At 65.6% G+C, this 24,434-nt stretch carries 2 protein-coding genes; both read left to right on the top strand.

What is annotated here, in order from left to right:
* Positions 1–163: 163 nt before the first annotated feature.
* Positions 164–13,069 carry a non-ribosomal peptide synthetase gene (locus NTD89_RS24970; protein ID WP_262210241.1) on the top strand — a complete coding sequence of 4,302 codons (12,906 nt, stop codon included), beginning with the start codon at positions 164–166 and terminating at the stop codon, positions 13,067–13,069.
* Positions 13,066–24,390 carry a non-ribosomal peptide synthetase gene (locus NTD89_RS24965; RefSeq protein ID WP_262210239.1) on the top strand — a complete coding sequence of 3,775 codons (11,325 nt, stop codon included), beginning with the start codon at positions 13,066–13,068 and terminating at the stop codon, positions 24,388–24,390. The genes NTD89_RS24970 and NTD89_RS24965 overlap by 4 nt, the downstream gene beginning before the upstream one ends.
* Positions 24,391–24,434: the final 44 nt, after the last annotated feature.

Raw genomic sequence — 24,434 nt, 5'->3', positions numbered from 1 at the left:
GTCACCCCCCGCCTGCCAAATCCCTTAATTTTCCAAGCCTGCCGGAAGCCTCTTCAGGCTTGCGGCTGCGCCTGCTTTTTACAGGCGCCCAGCACACCCGATCCTAACGGCAGCTGAAAACGGACTTTCTCCTTTACCGTGACTTATCAGGCAGGTTACCCCCATGCAGTTCAGCGAATTATTGGCAGCGATTTCCACCCACGCGATCCGTCTGCAACTGGAAGAAGGCGACCTGATCATCCTGGGCGACGACGAAGCGCTGGATGATGCGCTGTGGGATCAACTGATCGCGCACAAGCCGCGCTTGCTGGAGTGGGTGGCCGAGCAGGGCGGCGACTGGCTGAGCCCGGCCTACCGCATTACCCCGGACATGTTGCCGCTGGTCAGCCTCGACCAGCCGGCCATCGACCGTATCGTCGCGGCCATCCCCGGCGGCGCGGCGAATGTGCAGGACATCTACCCGCTGGCGCCGCTGCAGGAAGGCATGCTTTACCATCACCTTTCGGCGCAGCAGGGCGACCCTTACGTGCTGCACGCGCAGTTTGTGTTCGACAGCCGCGCACGCCTGGACGCCTTTGCGCAAGCGTTGCAATGGGTCATTGACCGTCACGATATCCTGCGCACCTCCATGGCGTGGGAGCGCCTCGACGAGCCGCTGCAAGTGGTATGGCGCAAGGCAAACCTGGTCTGCGAACAAGCGCACTTCAATGTCGGCGATGCCCTGGCCCAGTTGCTCGCGCGTTATGACGCACGCACCTACCGCATGGACCTTGGCCAGGCGCCGCTGTTGCGCCTGGTGTTTGCCGACGACCCGGCCAACAGTCGGGTGGTGGCGATGCTGCTGTTCCACCACACCATCCTCGACCACACCGCCCTTGATGTGGTGCGCCATGAAATCCAGTTGTACCTGGCCGGTCAGCAAGCCCAGGCGGGTGCGCCGGTCGCGTTTCGCGGCTACATCGCCCAGGTGCGCCACGGCGTCAGCGAGCAGGCGCACGAGGCGTTTTTCCGCGACATGCTGGCCGATATCGATGAGCCGACCTTGCCCTTCGGCTTGCAGGATGTGCAAGGCGACGGGCAGGGCATTGACGAAGCACGCATCGCCGTGGACAGCGCCCTCAGCCGGCGCCTGCGCAGCCTGGCGCGACCATTGGGCGTCAGCGTGGCGAGCATGATGCACCTGGCATTGGCGCGTGTATTGGGCGTGGTGTCCGGTCGTGACGCGGTGGTGTTCGGCACGGTAATGCTTGGCCGTATGGGCGCAGGCGAGGGCGGTGAACGGGCCCTGGGCATGTTCATCAATACCTTGCCGTTACACGTGGATGTGGGCGAGCAGGGCGTGCGCGCCGGGGTCAAGGCCACCCATGCGCGTCTGACGGCTTTGCTCAACCACGAACATGCGTCCCTGGCCCTGGCTCAGCGTTGCAGTGGTGTGGCGGCGCCGACGCCGCTGTTCAGCGCCATGCTCAATTACCGTCACAGCGCCGCTACCGATATGGCCGCCGTCATCGACGTGGCCGAAGGCATCCAGGTGCTCGGTGCCGAGGAGCGCACCAACTACCCGCTGACCGTCAACGTGGATGACCTGGGCGAAGACTTTGCACTGACGGTGATGGTCGATGCCGCCATCGGCGCACAGCGTGTCGCGGCTTACCTGCACACCGCGCTGCACAGCCTGGCCGATGCGTTGGAGCAGCGACCGGATCAGCCGCTGAGCGGCCTGAACATCCTGCCTGACACCGAGCGCCACCACCTGCTGCACCGCCTCAATCAAAGCCCCGCGCACTACGCCGACACCGCCCTGATCCATCAGCAAGTCGAAACCCATGCCGCCGCCCGTCCCGAAGCCATCGCCGTGCGCTTCGACACGCAGCGCCTGACCTACCGCCAACTCAATGAACGCGCCAACCAGGTCGCGCACCGTCTGCTTGCGCAGGGTGTGCGCCCGGATGACCGCGTGGCGATCTGCGTTGAACGTGGCCCCGAGATGATCATCGGTCTGTTGGGCATCCTCAAGGCCGGCGCCGGTTATGTGCCGATTGACCCGGCTTACCCGCTGGAACGCATCGCCTACACCCTGGCTGACAGCGAACCGCTGGCCGTGCTGGTGCAAGCCAACACCCGCCACCTGGTGGGCGAGCTGGCGCAGATCGACCTCAACAGCCTGCGCGGCGAATCCATCGTCAACCCGCGCATCGCTCTCAGCCCGGCGAGCCTGGCCTACGTGATCTACACCTCAGGCTCCACCGGCCTGCCCAAAGGCGTGATGATCGAGCATCGCCAGGTCGCACGGCTGTTCACTGCCACTGACCACTGGTTCGGTTTCAACCGCAATGATGTGTGGGCGCTGTTCCATTCCTTCGCGTTCGACTTCTCGGTGTGGGAAATCTGGGGCGCGCTGATGCACGGCGGCCAATTGCTGATCGTGCCGCAACTGGTCAGCCGTTCGCCGGATGAGTGCTACGCGCTGATCTGCGACGCGGGCGTGAGCATTCTGAACCAGACGCCCAGCGCGTTCCGCCAGTTGATTGCGGCCCAAGGCGCCCAGTCGCACTCCTTGCGTCAAGTCATTTTCGGCGGCGAAGCCCTTGAGCCGGGCATGCTCAAGCCGTGGTACGCCCGCGCCATCAACGCCGGTACCCAACTGGTCAACATGTACGGCATCACCGAAACCACTGTGCACGTGACCTATCGCGCGCTGGAGGCCGCGGACGCGCAGCTGGTCGGCGTCAGCCCGATTGGCGTGCGCATTCCCGACCTGCAGCTGTACGTGCTGGATGAGCGTCGCGAGCCGTTGCCGTTTGGTGTGGTCGGCGAGCTGTACGTCGGCGGCGCCGGGGTGGCGCGGGGTTACCTCAACCGTGACGCGCTCAATGCCGAGCGTTTCCTGGCCGACCCGGCCACCGGCCTGCGCATGTACAAGACCGGTGACCTCGGCCGCCTGCTGGCCGACGGCAGTGTCGAGTACCTGGGCCGCAACGACGACCAGGTGAAGATCCGTGGTTTCCGTATCGAGCTGGGCGAAATCCAGGCGCGTCTGGCCACCGCTGACGGCGTACGTGATGCGGTGGTAATCGCCCGTGAAGACGCACCGGGCGACAAGCGCCTGGTGGCCTACGTGATCGCCGAGCGTGAACTGGGTGCTGCCCAGCTGCGTGATCACCTGCTGCTCAGCCTGGCCGAGTACATGGTGCCCAGCGCGTTCGTACTGCTGGATCAATTCCCGCTGACCACCAACGGCAAACTTGACCGCAAGGCCTTGCCCGCACCGGACGCCGACGCGCTGGCGCGGCGTGACTATGCCGCCCCGCAAGGTGCGGTTGAAGTCGCCATCGCCAGTATCTGGCAGCAGTTGTTGAAGCTCGACAAGGTCGGCCGCGACGATAATTTCTTCGAGCTCGGCGGCCACTCGCTGCTGGCGGTCAAGCTGATCGAACGCATGCGTCAGGTGGATTTGAGCTGTGATGTGCGCGTGCTGTTCGGCCAACCCACGTTGGCCGCACTGGCCGCAGCAGTGGGCGGGCAGCGGGAAGTGCAGGTGCCGGCCAACCTGATCGTCGACCCCTGCGCGCGCATCACGCCAGACATGCTTCCTCTGGTGGCCCTGGACCAAGCCGCTATCGACCACATCCTCGAAAGCGTGCCCGGCGGCATTGCCAACGTGCAGGACATCTACGGTCTGGCGCCGTTGCAGGCCGGCATTCTTTACCACCACCTGGCAACCACCGAGGGCGACCCCTACGTGTTGCAGGTGCAGTTGCGCTTTGCCGACCAGGCGGCGGTGGATGCGTTTATCCAGGCGCTGCACAGCGTGATTGAACGCAACGACATCCTGCGCACCGGGATTGTCTGGGAAGGCCTGGATGAACCGGTGCAGGTGGTGCTGCGCCAGGCGCCCTTGGCGGTTGAGCGCATTGACGCGCACGGCCTTGATGCACTCGCGCAACTGCAGCAACGCTTCGATCCACGCCATTATCGCCTCGACCTGTCGCGTGCTTCACTGATGCACTTTGGCTACGCCGAACAGCAGGGCGGTTACGTCGGCATTCTGCTGCTGCACCACATCCTGCTCGACCACACCGCCTTGCAAGTGCTGGTCGAAGAAATGAGCGCCAGCCTTGCCGGCACCAGCGCGCAGCTGCCGGACGCGGTGCAGTACCGCAACTACGTGGCCCAGGCGCGCTTGGGCGTGACGCAGGCGCAACACGAAGCCTTCTTCAGCGACATGCTGGGCGATATCGACGAGCCGACGCTCGCGTTCGGTTTGCAGGATGTGAATGGCGACGGCAGCGGCATCGTCGACGCGCACGTGCCACTGGAGCCGGCGCTCAGTCACGGCCTGCGCGAACAGGCGCGGCAACTGGGCGTGAGCACCGCCAGCCTGGTGCACCTGGCCTGGGCCCAGGTGTTGGCCCAAGTCTCCGGCCAGCAGGACGTGGTGTTCGGTACCGTGTTGCTGGGCCGTATGCAGGGCGGCGAGGGCGCCGACCGTGCGCTGGGGATGTTCATCAATACCTTGCCGCTGCGCGTCAGCCTTGGCGCCGTCAGCGTGCAAGCCGGCGTGCGCGCCACCCACGCGCGCCTGGCGCAGTTGCTTGGGCATGAGCATGCCTCGCTGTCGCTGGCACAGCGTTGCAGCGGCGTACCGGGTTCATTGCCGCTGTTCAGCACGCTGCTCAATTACCGCCACAGCGCGCCGGGTGAAGCCCCGGGAGACAGCCCGTTTGCCGCGTCCGGGATCGAGATTCTCAGTTCGCAAGAACGCAGCAACTATCCGCTGGTGTTGAACGTCGATGACCTGGGCAGCGGGTTTTCCCTGACCGTGCAGGGCGTGAACAGCCTGGATGTACAGCGCGTGGGCGCCTACATGCTCACCGCGTTGAGCCATCTGGTGACCGCGCTGCAACAAGCGCCGACCACGCCCTTGCAGGCCGTGTCGATCCTGCCGGCTGCCGAACGCCACCAACTGTTGGTGGCTTTCAACGCCACCGCGCGTGACTACCCGTCGCAGCTCACGGTGCACCAACTGTTCGAAGCTCAGGCGTTGGCCCGTCCCGACGCTGTGGCGGCGGTGCAGGGCGCGCTGTCGTTGAGTTATCGCGACCTCAATCGCCGTGCCAACCGCTTGGCCCATCACCTGATCAGCCAGGGCGTGCAGCCGGGCGAAAGCGTGGCGATCGCACTGCCGCGCTCGCTGGATTTACTCGTGTGCCAACTGGCGATCCTCAAGTGCGCAGCGGTGTATGTGCCGCTGGACGTCAATGCGCCGGTCGAGCGCCAGGCCTTCATGGTGCAGGACAGCGGCGCGCATCGTGTGCTCAATACCCTGGCCGACCTGAACCTGGACGCGCAGTCGCCGCGCAACCCCGACCTGGCCCAGTCGGCGCAAAGCGTGGCGTACATCATGTACACCTCCGGCTCCACCGGTGCACCCAAAGGCGTGCAAGTGCCGCACCGCGCGATCTCGCGCCTGGTGCTGAACAACGGCTATGCCGATTTCAATGAGCGCGACCGCGTGGCGTTCGCTTCCAACCCGGCCTTCGATGCCAGCACCCTCGACGTGTGGGCACCGTTGCTCAACGGCGGTTGTGTGGTGGTGGTCGAGCATGCGGTGCTGCTGTCCCAGGCGGCGTTTGCCTCGCTGTTGCAGGAGCAAGCCGTCAGCGTGTTGTGGATGACCGCCGGCCTGTTCCATCAATACGCCGACGCGTTGTTGCCGGTGTTCCGCCAACTGCGCTACCTGATCGTCGGCGGCGACGTGCTCGACCCGCAGGTGATCAGCCGTGTGCTCCAGCACGGCAAACCCCAGCATCTGCTCAATGGCTATGGCCCGACCGAGGCCACTACGTTCTCCACCACGTTTGAAATCACCGCGCCGGCTGCGGGCAGTGTCCCGATTGGCCGCCCCATCGCGAATGCCCAGGCCTACGTACTCGACGCGCGCCAGCAACCGCTGCCGCTGGGCGTGGTTGGCGAGCTGTATATCGGCGGCGCCGGTGTGGCCAACGGGTATTTGAACCAGCCGCAATTGACGGCAGAAAAATTCATCCCCAACCCCTTTGGCGAAGGCCTGCTGTACCGCACCGGCGACCTGGCCAGCTGGCAGGCCGACGCTACCTTGCTGTACCAGGGGCGTAACGACCTGCAAGTCAAGATCCGCGGTTTTCGTATCGAGCCGGGCGAAATCGAAGCCTGCCTGGCCGCGTTCCCCGGCGTAAAAGACGCGGTGGTGCTGGCCCGCGAAGACGAGCCGGGTGACAAGCGCCTGGTGGCGTATTACACCGCCCAGGCACCCTTGGACATCCAGGCACTGCGTGCTCATCTGCAAGGCCGGTTGCCGGACTACATGGTGCCGTCGGCCTACGTGTGGCTGGCACTGTTGCCACTGACCGCCAACGGCAAGCTCGACCGCAAGGGCTTGCCCGTACCGGATCAGAGCGCGCTGCTCAGTCGCGGTTACGAGGCGCCGGAGGGCGAGGTGGAAACCTTGCTGGCGCAGATCTGGCAGGACGTGCTCAAGCTCGAGCGTGTCGGCCGGCATGACCATTTCTTCGAGTTGGGCGGGCATTCGTTGCTGGCGGTGAGCCTGATTGAGCGCATGCGCCAGGTGGGCCTGAGCGCGGATGTGCGTGTGCTGTTCAGCCAGCCAAGCCTGGCGGCGCTGGCAGCGGCAGTCGGCAGCGGGCGTGAGGTCGAGGTGCCGGCCAATGGCATTCCAGCCGGCTGCACCCGGATAACGCCGTCGATGCTGACTCTGGTGCAACTTGACCAGGCAGCGATCGAGCGCATCGTCGCCACGGTGCCGGGTGGCGCGGCCAATGTGCAGGATATCTACCCGCTCGCGCCGCTGCAGGAAGGCATTCTTTATCACCATATCAGCGCCGAGCAGGGCGACCCGTACCTGCTGCAGTCGCGCATGGCGTTTGACAGCCTTGAGCGTTTGCACGCCTTCATGGGCGCGCTGCAACAGGTCGCGGCCCGTCACGACATCCTGCGCACCGGCGTGGTCTGGGAAGGTCTGGACAGCCCGGTGCAAGTGGTTTGGCGCGAGGCCCGCCTGGTGGTGCAGGAGGTCGTCCTGGACCCGGCTGACGGCGGCGTCATCGAGCAACTGCACGAACGTTTCGATGCCCGCCACTATCGCCTGGACATCACCCAGGCGCCGCTGCTGCGCATGGTCTATGCCCAGGACCCGGCGAATAATCGGGTCGCGGCGATCCTGTTGTTCCATCACCTGGCGCTCGACCATACCGCCATGGAAGTGGTCGGCCAGGAGATGCGTGCGTTCCTGTTCAACCAGGCCGAGGAATTGCCCGACGCTGCACCGTTTCGCAACTACGTGGCCCAGGCGCGCCTTGGTGTCAGCGTGGCGGAGCACGAGCACTTTTTCCGCGACATGCTCGCCGATGTCGATGAGCCGACCTTGCCCTTTGGCGTGCAGGACGTGCAGGGCGACGGCCGCGCTATCGAAGAGGCCGAACAGCCGCTGGACGCGGCGTTGGCCATGCGGGTGCGTGAACAGGCGCGGGTGCTGGGGGTCAGTGCGGCCAGCCTGATGCACCTGGCGTGGGCACAAGTGCTGGGGCTGGTGTCCGGGCGTGATGAGGTGGTGTTCGGCACGGTGCTGATGGGGCGCATGCAGGCGGGTGAGGGCGCTGACCGTGCGTTGGGCATGTTCATCAACACCTTGCCGCTGCGCGTCGATGTCGCGTGCGCTGCTGCTGCGGCCGTCAAGGCCACGCATAGCCGCTTGAGCGCGCTGCTGGGGCACGAGCATGCGTCGCTGGCCCTCGCCCAGCGTTGCAGCGGCGTACCGACGGCCGTGCCGTTGTTCAGCGCCTTGCTCAATTACCGTCACAGTACCCCCGGCGAAATGGCCCGCGATGGTCATGGCATCTGGGAAGGCGTGCAACTGCTGGGCGGTGAGGAGCGCAGCAATTACCCGCTGACCCTCAGCGTCGATGACTTCGGCACAGGCTTTGGCCTGAGCGTGCTGGCACTGCCGCAGATCGGCGCCCAGCGCCTGTGTGGCTACATGCACCGCGCCGTGGAGCAGTTGGTCGCGGCGTTGGAAAGCGCGGTGAGCACCCCGCTTAATCAATTGCCAGTGCTGCCGCCGGCAGAGTGCGAAACCCTGCTGCGCGAATTCAACGCAACAGCCGCGGACTTCCCGACCGGGCACACCGTGCACGGCGCCTTCGAAGCCCAGGTCGAACGTCAGCCCCACGCGATTGCCGTGCAGCAGGACGGCGAAGTCCTGACCTATCAGCAGCTCAATCAACGCGCCAACCAGGTGGCCCATCACCTGTTGACACTCGGCGTGCAGCCGGACGACCGCGTCGCGATCTGCTGTCGCCGTGGCCCGCACATGCTGGTCGGGCTGCTGGGCATTCTCAAGGCCGGCGCCGGCTACGTGCCTGTCGACCCGGCTTACCCCGCCGAACGTATCGCCTACCTGCTGCAGGACAGCACGCCGGTAGCGGTCTTGGCCGAGGCAAGCACACGTGACTTGCTGGGCACGCATGCCACTGTCGACCTGTTCGACGAGTGCTTGCGGCACCACGCCGTCAGCAACCCGCAGCTGGTCGGCCTGACCCCGGCGCACCTGGCTTACGTGATCTACACCTCCGGCTCCACCGGCCAGCCCAAAGGCGTGATGGTGGAACACCGCACCGTGGAAAACCTGGTGCACTGGCATTGCGAGGCCTTTGGCCTGGACGCGCGCAGCCACACCAGCAGCGTCGCCGGGTTTGGCTTTGACGCGATGGCCTGGGAGGTCTGGCCGGCACTCTGCGCAGGCGCGACCTTGCACGTGCCGCCCGCGAAGGTCGGCAATGAAAACATTGACGAATTGCTCGCCTGGTGGCTGGAGCAGCCACTGGACGTCAGCTTCCTGCCCACGCCAGTGGCCGAGTACGCCTTCAGCCAGAACCTGCACCACCCGACCTTGCGCATTCTGTTGATCGGCGGTGATCGCCTGCGCCAGTTCACCCAGGAGCGGCGCTTTGCGGTGATCAACAACTACGGGCCTACCGAGGCCACGGTGGTCGCCACCTCCGGCCGCGTGCGCGCCGGGCAGGCGCTGCACATCGGCCGGCCCATCGCCAATGCCAGCGTGTACGTGCTCGACGCACAGTTGCGCCCGGTGCCGGTGGGCGTCGCCGGTGAGCTGTATGTGGGCGGCCGTGGCGTGGCGCGGGGGTATTTGAACCGCCCGCAGATGAGCGCCGAACGCTTCCTGCAGGACCCGTTCAACCCTGGGCGGATGTACCGCACCGGTGACCTGGCGCGTTGGCTGCCCGACGGCAATATCGAGTACCTGGGCCGTAACGACGACCAGGTCAAAGTGCGCGGTGTGCGCGTCGAGCTCGGCGAAATCGAAAGCCGCCTGGCCGCGCTGGACGGCATCGCTGAAGCCGTGGTGCTGGTGCGCGAGGGGCGTCTGGTGGCCTGGTTCATCGAAAAGTACCCGCTGGCGATTGAAACCTTGCGTGCGCAACTGCAGCAACAGCTGCCCGACGCGCTGGTGCCAGCAGCCTACGTCAGGCTCGACACGCTGCCGCTGACCGCCAACGGCAAGCTGGACCGCAAGGCCTTGCCGCAACCCGATCAAGCCGCGTTGCTGAGCCGCGACTACGCAGCGCCGGAAGGCGCGGTGGAAACCACCCTGGCGCGGATCTGGGCTGAGGTGTTGCAGGTGGAGCAAGTCGGCCGGCATGACCACTTCTTCGAACTGGGCGGCCATTCGTTGTTGGCGGTCAGCCTGATCGAACGCATGCGCCAGGTCGGCCTCAGCGCTGACGTGCGGGTGCTTTTCAGCCAGCCCACCCTCGCGGCGTTGGCCACCGCCGTGGGCAGTGGCCGCGAAGTGCAGGTGCCGGCCAACCGCATCGCCGCCGACTGCCAGCGCATCACCCCGGACATGTTGCCGTTGGTGGAGCTCGACCCGTCAACTCTCGACGACGTCGTCAGCCGCGTACCCGGCGGCGCTGCCAATGTGCAGGATATTTACCCGCTGGCGCCGTTGCAGGAAGGCATTCTTTACCACCACATCACCGCCGAGCAGGGCGACCCGTACCTGCTGCAGTCGCACCTGGCGTTCGACAGCATTGAGCGCCTGAACGCCTTCGCCCAGGCGCTGCAACAGGTCATCGATCGCCATGACATCCTGCGCACCGGCGTGGTCTGGGAAGGCCTGGCGCAACCGCTGCAAGTGGTGTGGCGCAAGGCTGAACTGCCGCGTGAAGAGCTGCACCTGCAAGGCGATGTACTGGCTGGCCTGCATGAGCGTTTCGATGCGCGACGCTATCGCCTGACGCTCAGCCACGCGCCGTTGATCAGCCTCAAGTACGCCCGGGATCCGGCCAACCAGCGTGTAGTGGTGGTGTTGCTCTACCACCATATCGCCCTCGACCACACCGCATTCGACGTGGTGCTGCGCGAAATGCAGGGCCACTTGCTCGGCCACGCAGCGCCAACAGCGGCGCCGATGCCGTACCGCAACTACGTGGCCCAGGCGCGTCTGGGCGTAAGCGAGCAGGAACATGAAGCGTTCTTTCGCCAGATGCTCGGGGACGTCGATGAACCGACCTTGCCGTTCGGTTTGCAGGATGTGCGCGGCGACGGCAACGCGATCGAAGAACACTGCCTGCGCCTGGACAATGACCTCAACCGCCGGCTGCGCGCCCAGGCGCGCTTGCTGGGCGTGAGCACGGCGAGCCTGTTCCACCTGGCGTGGGGCCAAGTGCTGGCGGCCACTTCGGGTCGCCACAGCGTGGTGTTCGGCACGGTGCTGGTGGGTCGCATGCAAGGCGGCGAGGGCGCCGACCGCGCGCTGGGGGTGTTCATCAATACCTTGCCGCTGCGCCTGGACATCGACGCACAAGGTGCGCGCGCTGCGGTGCGAGCCACCCATGCACGGCTTACCGCGCTGCTGGGGCACGAACACGCGTCGCTGGCGCTGGCCCAGCGCTGCAGCGGCGTGGCGGCCCCGGCGCCGTTGTTCAGCTCGATGCTCAACTACCGCCATCGCGGCGCCGCCACGCGCTCGGCCGAGGCGCAGCAGGCCTGGGAAGGCATGCAGACGCTGGTCAACGACGGGCGCACCAACTACCCGCTGACCTTGAACGTGGATGACCTGGGCGATGGTTATGACGTCACCGCCCTGGCGCAAATCGACGCGCAACGCGTGTGCGGTTACATGCAGACCGCTCTGTCAGGGCTGGTTGAAGCCCTCGAGCAGGCGCCGCATCAGCCGCTCAATCGCCTGCCGATTATGGGCAGTGAGGAACGGCAAAAACTGCTGGTGGAATTCAATGCCACCGACGTCAACTACAACCTCGATCAAACCCTGCACGGCCTGTTCGAAGCCCAGGTCGAGCGCACGCCGCAGGCCGTGGCGGTCAAGTCCGGCGATCAGCAGCTGACCTACAGCGCGCTGAACGAACGCGCCAACCGCCTGGCCCATCACCTGCGTGAACTCGGCGTGCAGCCGGATTCGCGCGTAGGCATCTGCGTGGAGCGTGGCCTGGACATGGTCATCGGCCTGTTTGCGATCCTCAAGGCCGGCGGCGGTTATGTGCCGCTGGACCCGGCCTATCCTCGCGAGCGCCTGGCCTACATGCTGCAAGACAGCGCGCCGGTGGTGGTGCTCGCGCAAGGCGCCACCCGCGCGTTGCTGGGTGAGGTGCCGGTGATCGACCTGGACCACGCCACCTGGCAGCACCAGCCCGCTGGCAACCCCCGCGTGCCAGGCCTTACCGCCCGGCACCAGGCCTATGTGATCTACACGTCCGGCTCCACCGGCCAGCCCAAAGGCGTGATCAACGAGCACGCCGGGGTGGTCAACCGCCTGCTGTGGATGCAGGACGCGTACGGTCTTACGGCCAGTGATAGCGTGCTGCAGAAAACCCCGTTCAGCTTTGACGTGTCGGTGTGGGAGTTCTTCTGGCCGCTGTTTACCGGCGCACGCCTGGTCATGGCGCGCCCGGGTGGCCATAAAGAGCCTGAGTACCTGTGCGAAGTGATCGAGGCCGAACAGATCACCACACTGCACTTTGTGCCCTCGATGCTTGACGTGTTCCTGGCCCACGGCGATGTCAGCCAGGCGGCCGGGCTGGTGCGCGTAATGTGCAGCGGCGAAGCCTTGCCGGGCAGCCTGGTGCGGCGCTTCAAGCAGCAACTGCCGGGCATCGGCCTGTACAACCTGTATGGCCCCACCGAAGCGGCCGTGGACGTGACCGCCTGGAACTGCGCGCGTCCCGAGGTGCCGGACAACACGCCGATCGGCAAACCGATTGCCAACACGCGCATGTACCTGCTGGATACGCAATTGCAGCCGGTGCCGTTGGGCGTGGTCGGCGAGCTGTTTATCGGCGGCGTGCAAGTGGCGCGTGGCTACTTGAATCGCCCCGAGCTGACTGCCGAACGCTTCCTCAAGGACCCCTTCACCCATGGGCGCCTGTACCGCACCGGCGACGTTGGCCGCTACTTGCCCGACGGCAATATCGAGTACCTGGGCCGCAACGATGACCAGGTGAAAATCCGCGGCCTGCGCATCGAGCTGGGGGAAATCCAGGCGCGACTGCTCGAACATGCGCAGGTCAACGAGGCTGCGGTGGTGGCCCGCGAGGACCGGTTGGTCGCTTATTACACCGGCGTACCTACCGACATCGAGCAGCTGCGCGCGCACCTGCTGCAGCACCTGCCGGACTTCATGGTGCCGGCGCTGTTCATGCACCTTGACGCGCTGCCGCTGAGCCCCAACGGCAAGCTCGACCGCAAGGCCTTGCCTGCGCCGGGCATGGACGCGCTGATCGTGCGCGAGTACGCGGCGCCGCAGGGTGACACCGAAATCCTCCTGGCCAGGCTGTGGGCCGAGCTGCTCAACGTCGAGCGGGTCGGGCGCCATGACAACTTCTTTGAACTGGGCGGGCACTCGCTGCTCGCCGTGAGCTTGATCGGACGCCTGCGCCAGGAAGGCCTGGAAGCCGATGTGCGGGCGCTGTTCGAACAGCCGACGCTGGCCGGCTACGCCGCCATAACCGAACGAATGGAGATCGTCCTGTGAGCATTTCTGAGCTGTTGGCGACGCTGAAAACCAAAGATGTGCAACTGGCGCTCAAGGGCGAGCAGTTGTCGGTGCAGGGCAATAAACAGGCGCTGAGCGACCCGGCGATTCTTGCCGCGTTGCGCGAGCACAAGCCGGCGTTGATCGAGTTGATCAAGGCCGGCGAGTATTCGCCGACCAAGGCCGGTGAAGTGACGGTGCCGGCCAATGGCATCCCGGCGGGCGCCGAGCGCATCACGCCGGCCATGCTGACCCTGTCGAGCCTGAGCCAGGACGAGATCGACCGCATCGTCGCCACCGTCGATGGCGGCGTGGCGAATATCCAGGATATCTACCCGCTGGCGCCGTTGCAGGAAGGCATTCTGTTCCATCACGTCAGCGCCGAGCAGGGCGACCCGTACGTGATGCAGTCGCAGTTTGCGTTCGACAGCCTGGCGCGTTTTGAGGCCTTCGCCCACGCCCTGCAAAGCGTGATGAACCGCCACGACATCCTGCGCACTGGCGTGGTCTGGGACGGGTTGCAGGAACCGTCGCAGGTGGTCTGGCGCCAGGCGCAATTGCCGGTGCAGGTGTTGGAACTGGACCCGGCTGACGGCGATATCGCCGCGCAGCTGCACGCGTTGTTTGATGCCCGCCACTATCGCCTCGACGTGACCCAGGCGCCGTTGCTGAGCCTGGTGCGTGCCGAAGATCCGGCCAATCAGCGCATCGTCGCCACCTTGCTGTTTCACCACATGGCCCTCGACCACAGCGCCCTGGAAGTGGTGTGCCATGAAATGCAGGCGTGCCTGCTGGGGCAGGGCGCAGCGCTGGGCCAGGCGGTGCCGTTTCGCAACTATGTGGCGCAGGCGCGGCTGGGGATCAGCGAGCAGGAGCACGAAAGTTTCTTCCGCCAGATGCTCGGCGACATCAGCGAGCCGACCTTGCCATTTGGCCTGCAAGACGTGCAAGGCGATGCCCGCGGGATTGCCGAAGTCAGCCTGCCATTGGCGCCGGAGCTGGGCCAGCGCTTGCGTGCGCAGGCCCGGCAACTGGGCGTGAGCGCCGCCAGCCTGTTTCATATGGGCTGGGCGCAGGTGCTGGGTGTGCTGGCCGGTAAAGAGCACGTGGTGTTTGGCACCGTGTTGATGGGCCGCATGCAGGGCAGCCATGACACCGATCGGGCACTGGGCATTTTCATCAACACGCTGCCGTTTCGCGTGGACGTGGGCGCCGAGGACGTGCGCGCCGGGGTCAAAGCCACTCACGCGCGGCTGACCACCTTGCTGCGCCACGAACACGCCGCATTGGCCCTGGCCCAGCGCTGCAGCGGCGTGGTCGCGCCGACGCCGCTGTTCAGCGCGTTGCTCAACTACCGCCACAGTGCCCCGGCCGCCAGCGCTGCCGCCGTGTCGGCCTGGCAAGGTATCGCGGCGCTCAGCGCCGAAGAACGCACCAACTACCCGCTGACCTTGAGCGTGGATGACCTCGGCGAAGGCTTTGCCCTGAGCTTGCTCGCCAGCACCCAGGTGGACCCGCAGCGCGTCTGCGCCTACCTGCAAACCGCGCTGGAAAACCTCGTGACTGCGCTGGAGCAGGCGCCACAGACTCCGCTCAATCACGTCTCGGTCGTGCCCGCCGCGGAGCGACAACAACTGCTCAAGCAGTTCAACGCGACCCACGCCGACTTCCCTCAAGGCACCACGCTGCACGGGCGTATCGAAGCTCAGGCGGCCTGCACGCCCGAGGCCATCGCCGCCGTGCAGCAAGGCCGCCAATTGACCTACGCCGAACTGAACCAGCAAGCCAACCTGTTGGCCCATCACCTGCTGGCGCTGGGGGTCAAGCCCGACGACCGCGTGGCCATCGTCGCCCGCCGTGGCCTGGATACCCTGGCCGGGTTGCTGGCGATCCTCAAGGCCGGCGCCTGCTATGTACCGGTGGACCCGTCCCACCCGGCCGAGCGCCTCAATTATTTGCTCACCGACAGCGCGCCGGTGGCGGTGCTGACGCAACAGGCGCTGCTGGACCGACTGCCCGCGCTGCAAGTGCCGGTGATCAACCTGGACCGCTTCACCCGGCAGCATCATTCGGCGAACAACCCCACGGTCGATGTCACGCCCGCTAACCTCGCCTATGTGATCTACACCTCCGGTTCCACTGGCTTGCCCAAAGGCGTGATGGTCGAACACCACACCGTGGCCAACCTGGTGGACTGGCATTGCCGCGCCTTTGACCTGTGTGCCGGGCGCCACACCGCCAGTGTCGCCGGTTTCGGCTTTGATGCGATGGCCTGGGAAGTGTGGCCGGCGCTGTGTGTCGGCGCGACCCTGCACCTGCCGCCGGCCAATGACGGCACCGAAGACATCGACGCCTTGCTCGCGTGGTGGTGCGCGCAGCCGTTGGACGTGTGCTTTTTGCCCACGCCGGTGGCCGAGTACGCCTTCAGCCAACAGATCGAACACCCGACCTTGCGCACCTTGCTGATCGGCGGTGATCGCCTGCGCCAGTTCGCGCGGGCCCAGCGTTTTGAGTTGATCAATAACTACGGGCCCACCGAGGCCACGGTGGTCGCCACGTCCGGCAAGGTGGAGGCGGGCCTGCCACTGCATATCGGCAAGCCTGTTGCGAATGCCACGGTGTACTTGCTCGATGAGCAGCAACGGCCAGTGCCGCTGGGGGTTGCCGGCGAGCTGTATGTGGGCGGCAAAGGCGTGGCGCGCGGTTACCTCAACCGTCCGGAGCTGACGGCCGAGCGCTTCCTGCAAGACCCATTCAACGCCGGGCGCATGTACCGCACCGGCGACCTGGCGCGCTGGCTGCCGGACGGCAATATCGAGTACCTGGGGCGTAACGACGACCAGGTGAAGATCCGTGGCGTGCGCATCGAGCTGGGCGAGATCGAAACCCAACTCAATCAATTGCCGGGCATTCAGGAAGCGGTGGTGCTGGTCCGTGAGGATCGGCTGGTGGCGTACTTCACCGAAAACCCGTCGTTCGCTCCGCTGGCCGTTGGCGATATCCGCGCCCACCTGGTGGCGCATCTGCCGGACTACATGGTCCCGGTTGCCTACGTGAAGCTTGAGGCATTGCCGCTCACCGCCAACGGCAAACTCGACCGCAAGGCCTTGCCCGCGCCAGACATGGCTGCGGTGTTTACCCGCGAGTACGAGGCGCCCCAGGGCGAGATCGAAAGCGTGCTGGCGCAGATCTGGGCCGATGTATTGCACGTGGCGCGCGTCGGGCGTCGCGACCATTTCTTTGAATTGGGCGGGCACTCGTTGCTGGCAATGCGCATGGTTTCCCAGGTGCGGCAGCGTCTGGGTGTCGAGCTGATCCTCGGCGACCTGTTTGCCAATGCCGAGCTGGCGGCGGTCGCTGAAGTCCTGGCCCAATCGGGGCGCAGCACCTTGCCGGATATTCTCCCGGCCAGCCGCGATGAACCCGTGCCACTGTCCTTCGCCCAGCAGCGCCTGTGGTTCCTGGCACTGATGGAAGGCGCCAACACCGCCTATAACATCCCCATTGGCCTGCGTCTGCGTGGGCAATTGCATGTCGAGGCGCTGCAACGGGCGCTGGCGCGGATTGTGGCGCGCCACGAAACCCTGCGCAGCCGCTTTGCCCAGCACGGCGACGACGCCCAGGTGCTGATTGTGCCGGCCGAAGACGTGCTGCCGCTGCAAGTGCAGGACCTGCGCCGCCACCCGCAACCCCAGCAGGCCCTGGATGCGTTGATCCACGGCGAAGCCTCGGCGCCCTTCGACCTGGAGCGCGGCCCGCTGCTGCGCGGGCGGCTGGTGGTGATGGCCGACGATCACCATGTGCTGTTGCTGACCTTGCACCACATCGTCTCCGACGGTTGGTCGATGGGCGTGCTGACCCGCGAGCTGATGGCGCTGTACCAAGCCTTCAGCCACGGCCTGCCCGACCCGTTGCCGCCGCTGGCGATCCAGTACGGTGACTTCGCCGTGTGGCAACGCCTGTGGTTGAGCGGCGAGGTGCTGCAGCGCCAGAGCAGCTATTGGCAACAGGCGCTGGCGGGCGCGCCGGCCTTGCTCACGCTGCCCACCGACCGCCCGCGCCCGGCGCAGCAGGATTACGCCGGCAGCAGCGTCGAAGTGCGCCTGGATGAACGCCTCACCGCCGGGCTCAAGGCCTTGAGCCAACGCCATGGCACCACGCTGTACATGACCTTGATGAGTGCCTGGGCCTCGTTGCTGGCGCGGCTGTCCGGGCAACATGACCTGGTGATCGGCTCGCCGGTGGCCAACCGCACGCGCAGTGAGGTAGAAGGGCTGATCGGCCTGTTCGTCAACACGCTGGCAGTGCGCATCGACACCTCCGGCGAGTTGAGCACCGAGGCGCTGCTGGCGCGGGTCAAGGCGCTGACGCTGGAAGCCCAGGCCCATCAGGACCTGCCGTTCGAACAGGTGGTGGAAATCACCCGGCCGCCGCGCAGCCTGGCCCACAGCCCGTTGTTCCAAACCCTGTTGACGTGGCAGGACAGCAGCGCACCGACCCTGGCATTGGGCGACCTGGCCCTGGAAGGCATCGTCGAAAACAGCCACTTTGCCAAATTCGACCTGTCGCTGAACCTTGGCGAAGTGCAGGGCAGCATTCTTGGCGCGCTGGAATATGCCGTGGCGCTGTTTGATGAGTCGACCGTGCAGCGTTATGTCGGTTACTTCAAGCGCGTGTTGCAGGCGATGGTCGAAAACGACCAGGCGGTGCTTGAGCATGCATCGCTGATCGATGACCGTGAGCGTCAGCAGCTGCTGTTTGAGTTCAACGCCACCGAGATCAATTACAACCTCGACCAGACCCTGCACGGGATGTTCGAGGCGCAGGTCAAGCGCACCCCGGACGCGATTGCGGTCAAGGCCGGCGAACGGCAACTGACCTATGCCGAGTTGAATGGGCAGGCCAATCAGTTGGCCCATCACTTGCTGGCGCTGGGTGTGCAGCCGGATTCGCGCGTGGCTATTTGCGTGGAGCGCAGCCTGGACATGGTCGTGGGCCTGTACGCCATCCTCAAGGCGGGCGCCGCGTATGTGCCGCTGGACCCGGCTTACCCGCTGGAGCGTATTGCCTACATGCTGCAGGACAGTGCGCCGGCAGTGGTGTTGGCTCAAGACTCCACGCGCGAGTTGCTGGGCGCGGTGCCGGTGGTCGATCTGGACCACCCTTGCTGGCAGCATCAGCCGCTGGATAACCCGACTGCAGTGGGCGTGACGGCGTATGTGATCTACACCTCCGGGTCCACCGGCCAGCCCAAGGGCGTGATCAACGAACACGCCGGGGTGGTCAACCGCCTGCTGTGGATGCAGGACGAATATGGCCTCGAGGCGCAGGACTCGGTGCTGCAGAAAACCCCGTTCAGCTTCGACGTGTCGGTGTGGGAATTCTTCTGGCCGCTGTTGACGGGCGCGCGGTTGGTGATGGCGCGCCCTGGCGGGCATAAAGAGCCCGAGTACCTGTGCGATGTGATCGAGGCTGAGCAGATCACCACGCTGCACTTTGTGCCGTCGATGCTGGACGTATTCCTGGCCCATGGCGATGTGCGCCAGGCGGCCGGGCTGGTGCGTGTGATGTGCAGCGGCGAAGCCCTGCCGGGCAGCCTGGTGCGGCGCTTCAAGCAGCAGTTGCCGAACAGTGAATTGCACAACCTGTATGGCCCGACTGAAGCGGCGGTGGACGTCACGGCATGGAATTGCACGGGCGCGGTGACGCCGGACAATACGCCAATCGGCAAGCCCATCGCCAACACGCGCATGTACCTGCTCGACAGCCAGTTGCAGCCGGTGCCGTTGGGGGTGGTCGGCGAGTTGTTTATCGGCGGCGTGCAAGTGGCGCGCGGTTATCTGAATCGGCCTGAGCTGACGGCCGAGCGTTTCCTGAATGATCCGTTCACCCGCGGGCGCATGTACCGCACCGGTGACGTCGGGCGCTACTTGCCGGACGGTAATATCGAATATTTGGGCCGCAATGATGACCAGGTGAAGATCCGCGGTTTACGCATCGAACTGGGCGAGATCCAGGCCCGTCTGACCGAGTATCCGTCGATCAATGAAGCGGCCGTTATCGCCCGCGAGCAACGCCTGGTGGCTTACTACACCGGCGCGCACTGCGAAATCGACGTGCTGCGCAGCCATCTGCTGCACCACTTGCCGGAGTTTATGGTGCCGGCGATTTTCGTCCATCTCGACGCCTTGCCACTGAGCCCCAACGGCAAGCTCGACCGCAAGGCCCTGCCGGCGCCAGGCCTGGATTCGGTGGTGGTGCGCGAATACGAGGCGCCCCAGGGTGATACCGAAATTGCCCTGGCCAGCCTGTGGGCCGAGCTGCTCAACGTGGAGCGGGTGGGCCGTCACGACAACTTCTTCGAGTTGGGCGGGCACTCGTTGCTGGCCGTGAGCCTGATGGGGCGCATGCGCCGCCTTGGGTTGTCGGCGGATGTGAAGGTGCTGTTTGGCCAGCCGACCTTGTCGGCGTTGGCGGCGGCGCTGGGCAGCGGGCGTGAAGTGGCGGTGCCGGCCAATGGCATCGCGCCCGGCTGCACGCACATCACCCCGGACATGCTGCCCCTGATCCAGCTGGATCAGACGGCTATCGAGCGCATTGTCGCCCGCATCCCCGGCGGGGCGGCCAATGTGCAGGACATCTACCCGCTGGCGCCGTTGCAGGCCGGCATTCTCTATCACCATCGCGCCGTACTCGAGGGCGATGCGTACCTGCTGCAGGCGCAGTTTGCGTTCGACAGCAGGGCGCGCCTGCAAGCCTTTGCCCAGGCGTTGCAGGCGGTGATCCAGCGGCATGATGTGCTGCGTTCCTCTTTCCATTGGGATGGCCTTCATGAGCCGGTGCAGGTGGTTTGGCGTGAAGCCTCGTTAAGCGTCGAAACAGGGCCGTTGCCGTCGCGTCTGGACCTGGCTCAAGCGCCGCTGATGCGCCTGGTTTACGTGCAGGAACCGCAACGCGTGGTGGCGACCTTGCTGTTTCATCACCTGGTGATGGACCACATCGCGCTGGACATCCTGCAGCACGAAATGCAGGCGTTTCTGTTGGGTCGCGACGCGGCGTTGGGCGCTGCAGTGCCGTACCGCAATTACGTGGCCCAGACCCGTTTGGCGGTTAACGATCACGAGGCGTTTTTCCGCGACATGCTCGGTGAGATCGACGAGCCCACCGAGGTCGAAAACCTGGGTGTCGATGAACAAGCGCAGCTGACCATCGACCCTCAGTTGAGCCAGCGCCTGCGCACCCAGGCCCGTCAAGCGGGCGTGAGCGCCGCCAGCCTGATGCACCTGGCCTGGGCCCATGTGCTGGGCAAGGTCAGCGGCCGCGAGCGTGTGGTGTTCGGCACCGTGATGCTCGGCCGTCTGCAGGGCGGCGAAGGCGCCGAGCGCGCCATGGGCGTGTTTATCAACACCTTGCCGCTGAGGGTCGATCTGGGTGAGCACTCGGTGCGTACGGCGTTGCGTGCGACTCATGCACGCCTGACCCAACTGCTCGGCCATGAGCACGCGCCGCTGGCGCTGGCCCAGCGTTGCAGCGCCGTGCCGGTGGCGACGCCGCTGTTCAGCGTGCTGTTCAACTACCGCCACAGCGCGGCGCAAACCGGCGGCGTGGCGCAGGCCTGGCAGGGCATCGAGTTGCTCAAGGCCGAGGAACACACCAATTACGGGCTGTCGGTGAGTGTCGATGACCTCGGCGACGGGTTCAGCGTGCACGCCATGGGGCCGGGTGCCCGACGTTTGTGTGGCTACCTGCAGCATGCACTTGAACACGTGGCGCATGCGCTGGAGCACAACCGTGAAATTGCCATCAGCCGCCTGCCCATACTGCCCAGCGCCGAAGTCCAACAGCTGGCGGGCTTCAACGCCACCGCGCGCGCATTCCCCCGCGAGCACACGGTGCAGCGCCTGTTCGAAGCCCAGGCCCAGGCGCGGCCTGACGCGGTGGCGGCGTTGCATGGCGAGCAGGCAGTGAGCTACGGCCAATTGAACACCCGCGCCAATCGCCTGGCCCATCACCTGTTGAGCCTGGGCGTGCGTCCCGGCGATAACGTGGCGATCCTGCTGCCGCGCTCGCTCGATCTGCTGGTCAGCCAACTGGCGGTTCTCAAATGCGCGGCGGCCTATGTGCCGCTGGATATCCACGCGCCCGCCGAGCGTCAGGGCTTTATGCTGCAGGACAGCGGCGCGAGCTGGCTGCTGACCCGCAGCGACGCGTCCATCGATTACGCCGCCCGGCGTCTGGACCTGGACACCCTGACCCTTGACCCGCAACCGAGCCACAACCCGGACCTGTCACAAGCCTCGGACAGTGTGGCGTACATCATGTACACCTCCGGTTCCACCGGTACGCCCAAGGGCGTGTTGGTGCCGCATCGCGGTATCACGCGGCTGGTGCTCAACAACGGCTACGCCGACTTCAATGCGGCCGACCGCATTGCCTTCGCCTCCAACCCGGCGTTCGACGCCAGCACTATGGACGTGTGGGGCGCGTTGCTCAACGGCGGGCAGGTACAGGTGATCGACCACGCGACCTTGCTCGACCCGGCCGCGTTTGGCAGTGCGCTGCAAGGCGCGACTGTGCTGTTCGTCACCACGGCGCTGTTCAACCAGTACGTGCAGCTGATTCCGCGCGCGCTGGCCGGCTTGCGCATGTTGCTCTGCGGCGGCGAGCGCGCCGACCCGGCGGCGTTCCGCAGCCTGTTGGCGCAGGCGCCAGGGCTGCGTTTGGTGCATTGCTACGGGCCGACGGAAACCACCACCTATGCCACCACCTATGAAGTGCAGGCGATTGCCGATGACGCCGACAGCGTGCCCGTCGGCCGGCCGATTTCCAACACGCACATTCACGTGCTGGATGCCTGGTTGCAGCCGGTGCCGGTGGGGGTGACCGGTGAGATCTGCATCGGCGGCGACGGCGTGGCCAGGGGGTATTTGAACCGCCCTGAGCTGACCGCTGAAAAGTTTGTCGACGATCCCTTCAACGCCGGTGCCCTGATGTACCGCACCGGTGACCTTGGTCGCTGGACCCAGGAGGGTTTGCTGGAGTGCATCGGACGCAATGACGACCAGGTGAAAATCCGTGGTTTTCGCATTGAGCTGGGCGAGATCGAAGCGCGCCTGGCGAGCTTTGCGGGTATTCAGGACGTGGTGGTGCTGGCGCGTGAGGACGTGCCGGGTGACAAGCGCCTGGCGGCTTACTTCACCTGGGCTGCCGAACCTGTCGACCTCGACAGCGTGCGGGCGCACCTGCAAGGCCAGCTGCCGGACTACATGCTGCCATCGGCCTATGTACCGCTGGCGCATTTGCCGCTGACGGCCAATGGCAAGATCGACCGCAAAGCCTTGCCGGTTCCCGCGCTGGACGCGTTGAATCGCCGTGATTTCGAAGCGCCTGGCGATGCACTGGAACAGCAACTGGCCAACCTGTGGGCCGAAGTCTTGAAGCTGGAGCAGGTTGGGCGCCATGACAGCTTCTTCGAGCTGGGCGGGCATTCGTTGCTGGCAATCCGGCTGGTCAACCTGATGGAAGAGGCCGGGTTGCAGGTGTCCCTGGCCGAGCTGTTCCAGCATGCCAGCGTGGCTGGCGTTGCGGCGATGCTGCAGCAGCGCACGCAGGCGCCGGCGCGCGAAACGTCGGTGATTACCGTGCGCAGCAGCGGTTCGCAGCCGCCGCTGTTTCTGCTGCATGAGTTCAGCGGCATGGACGTGTACTTCCCGGCGCTGGGCCAACACCTGCCGGGCGACTATCCCATTTATGGGCTGCCGGGCGCGGCGCTTGGCGAAGCGCACCTGAACACCATGGAAGGCCTGGCCGCGCGCCTGGTCGGGTTGATTCGGCGCATCCAGCCTCACGGGCCATACCGGCTCGCGGGCTGGTCGTTTGGCGGCGTGCTGGCCTACGAAGTGGCGATGCAATTACTCGGGCTGGATGAGGCGGTGGCCTTCCTCGGTTTGATCGACAGCTACGTGCCGCGCATGACCGATCAGGGCAAGGCGCGCTGGAGCGGGCCGGATGCGCTCAAACGGCATTTGCTGTTGCAGTGCACGGCGTATTGGAAAGCACAGGGAGGTGTGGATGAGCTGGCGAGCCTTGAATACTTGGAGGCGGGCATTGGACAGCTGGACTTTGCGGGTCTGCTGCAACGCTGTCGCGATCAAGGTTTGCTATACGCGCAAATGGCAGCGGCTGCGGACGCGGACCTCTTGAGTTTTATCGAGCGGGAGGTCGGGCATGGGCATGCGCTGGCGCATTACAGCCTGTTCCCGTTGCCGGTCGCGGTGCATTTGTTCAGCGCGCAAGAGCGGCCCACCGAGTTGTCGCGGCGCAGTGTTTCGCTGGGGTGGGAGGACGCGTTGGCGCCTGGGCAGTTGCGCCGGGTGCAGGTGCCGGGTGATCACCAGAGCATGATGCAGGCACCGCATATTCAGGCGCTGGGGCGGGCGATGAGCGAGGCGCTGGCCGTGTGTTCGCCGGTGGCGCAGGTGGCGCATCAACCGCTGTTGCGCATTCAGAGTGGGCGGGCAGGGTATGCGCCGGTGTTCTGCGTACCGGGCGCGGGCGATAGCGTCACCGGCTATGTGGGGTTGAGCGAGGCGCTGGGGCGTGACTGGCCGCTGTTCGGCTTGCAGCCGCGCGGGCTGGATGGCCAGGCGGTGCCGCATAGCCAGGTCGAAGCGGCGGCGCAGTGTTATCTGGCGGCGCTTGCACAGGAGTGTCCGCAAGGGCCGGTGCACCTGGTGGGGCACTCGTTTGGCGGCTGGATCGCGTTGGAGATGGCGCTGCGGTTGCAGGCGATGGGCCGTGAGGTGGCGTCGTTGACGGTGATTGACAGCGAAGCGCCGGGGGGCACCGGGCGGCCTTACACCACCACGGCGGCGTTGTTGCGGTTGATCGAGGCGATGCAATTGGCCGCCGGCAAGTCGCTGGGTATCGACCGTGTGGACTTTGCCGAGCGTGATGAAGTGGCGCAGCGCCAATGGCTGCATGCGGGCATGGTGGGCGTGGGGCTGTTGCCGGTGCGCTCTGCGGTGGATGCCATGGACGGGCCGGCGCGTACCTATGCAGCGGCGTTGCGCACGGTGTATCAGCCGCATCAGCGTTACAACGGCGTGGTGCGGTTGGTGTTGGCTGAGGACCCTTCGCTGGATGCGGCGGGCAATCAGCGCGAACAGAGCCTGATGATTGAGGGATGGCGACGGCAGGGCAGCGGGCTGGAGGTTTGGTATGGGCCGGGGAACCACTTTACGTTGCTCAAGGCGCCGAATGTTCAAGGGTTGGCACGGTGGTGGCGTGAGGGTGTGGCGATTGGGGAGGTGGTGTCGTGAGTGGCATACACCGAACTGAAGGTGGGAGCTGGCTTGCCTGCGAT

It is taken from the genome of Pseudomonas sp. 14P_5.3_Bac1 (genome assembly GCF_025466135.1).
Classification (GTDB): domain Bacteria; phylum Pseudomonadota; class Gammaproteobacteria; order Pseudomonadales; family Pseudomonadaceae; genus Aquipseudomonas.
Note: the sequence above shows the minus strand (reverse complement) of the source record. Positions and strands in the feature narration are given on the sequence as shown.

Coding starts and splice junctions, on each gene's coding strand:
- NTD89_RS24970 (WP_262210241.1), top strand. CDS start 164: ATGCAGTTCAGCGAATTATTGGCAGCGATTTCCACCCACGCGATCCGT.